The following is a 1,923-nucleotide window of genomic DNA, read 5'->3' on the forward strand; positions in this document are numbered from 1 at the left end:
AAGGCTCATTTAATCCTATCTTTAAAGATTGCATAAAGGTGTATCCAATTGAAAAAAATAAACCTGAAAAATTAAATCTAAACTGATTGTATTTAATAATCATAGAGTATGCAATTAAAATCATAGTAGTAGTCATAAGAGAATATATTTTAGATTCCCCTTTAAATATAGCAAATAGAACAATCGGAGCAACAAAATATACCAAGGCATCTCCTATAAGCCTTTTTTTCATAAATCCACCTCCATTTCATTGAATATTTCAAATCTTCCTGTAATTTCTCTCTATATAAAATAAATTCTATCAAACTAATTTTTTTCCTCCTTTTCCATAGTTTTTATTCACAAAAATAAAGGCTATCTAATGAAAGTTATATGGATCATATTACTTTACCTAGATAGCCTTTATTTTTTATGCTACTTTTTCAGTTTTTGAATTTTTATTTTTATCATCTTCTAATAAGTCTAGTTTCTTAGCTAATATCTTTGTAGTACTTGCTTGTACTATTAATGTTATTAAAATCGTCATAAATACAACTGATGAAATTATTTGATAACCTGGAAGTTGCATAGACACAATTATTCCTGATAAAGCCGCTGGTATAACACCCGTTTCTCTTACCCACATCATAAATAACTTATCCTTAAATTTCCATTTGGCTTGTCTATCAAATAACGTACATATTAAAACTACTAATGGTCTCGCTACAAACATTAGAACTAAAACTACTAATAGTGAAGGTAACCAGTATTGTGCTAGTGCAGATAGGTCTACATGAGTTCCTAAAACTATAAATATAGCCATTCTGCATAAAGCTCCTACACTCTCTCTGAAACAATGCTCTGCATGAAAATCAATATCTGGTACCCATAGTCCGAATAATTTTCTATTTCCTGCTATAAGTCCTGCTATAAATACAGCCATATATCCACTTCCATGTAACTTAGTAGCTATTTCATAAGCTAATGCAACTTTTAAAACAGATATTATTGGTGCATATGAGTGGAACACACCCCATTTTTTATCTGATACTAAAAGTGAAAATAATAAGCCTATAGCAATTCCAACCGCTAGTCCTACTACTACTGAAATTAATAATTCCTTTGCACTTTCACCAAGTGAAAATGATCCTGATGTTATAACCGCCAATAAAGTACTTACTAGTATTGCTCCAACTGCATCATTAAATGCTGATTCACTTACTACTGTTTGCTTTATTTTATCTTTTATTGCAACTTGCTTAAATACTGGTATAAGTGCTGCTGGATCTGTAGATGCTATAACTGCACCTATAAGTAAAGCCGTCATAATTGATACTGGGAAAATTTTGCTAGTTGCAAACCCGACTACAACAGTAGATATTACAACTCCTAAAGTTGCTAGTAGCCCTACACTAATTTTAACTTTGTTTAAAACCTTTAAATTTATCTCTCTACCGCCTTCATATAATATAAATGCCGATCCGAAAGTCAGTATAAGATTATTTTCTATTGGAAAAGCTTCTATACTTATTATATTTAAAACAGCTGGTCCTATTATAATACCTGCTATTAAATATAAAATTACATCGGGTAATTTTAGTATTTCACTTAATTTACCTAATACTATACCTGTTACTACTACTACTGAAAATATAAACAATAGATTGTTGGTAGCAATTGCCTCCATTGTATTTTCCATACTGTTCACCCCATTCTTTCCATTAATTAGATTTCTAACTGTTTCTTTATCAAGCAATTAATAATTATAGTCCTCTTGAAATATAAAGTCAATTACTTAATAATATTTCATTATATTTCAAAAAATCAAACAATTTTTACAAAACTTTTTTATTTTAATTTTTTTTTAATAATTGGTAATACCAATTTCGAGAATAAAATAAATTCAATTAAATTCTTTCTTTATTAAATTAAATAATAAAAAAG

2 protein-coding genes are annotated in these 1,923 nt (G+C 28.6%); both read right to left on the reverse strand.

From position 1 onward, the window contains the following. Positions 1–232: hypothetical protein (locus VN21_RS03705; protein WP_046822104.1), on the reverse strand; the 232-nt coding region annotated here is incomplete at its 3' end. A 177-nt stretch (positions 233–409) separates the two neighbouring features. Further along, complete coding sequence (locus VN21_RS03710; RefSeq protein ID WP_046822105.1) at positions 410–1,678, reverse strand: cation:proton antiporter; 1,269 nt, start codon at positions 1,676–1,678, stop codon at positions 410–412. Positions 1,679–1,923 lie beyond the last annotated feature (245 nt).

Source organism: Paraclostridium benzoelyticum (genome assembly GCF_001006285.1).
Classification (GTDB): Bacteria; Bacillota; Clostridia; order Peptostreptococcales; family Peptostreptococcaceae; genus Paraclostridium; species Paraclostridium benzoelyticum.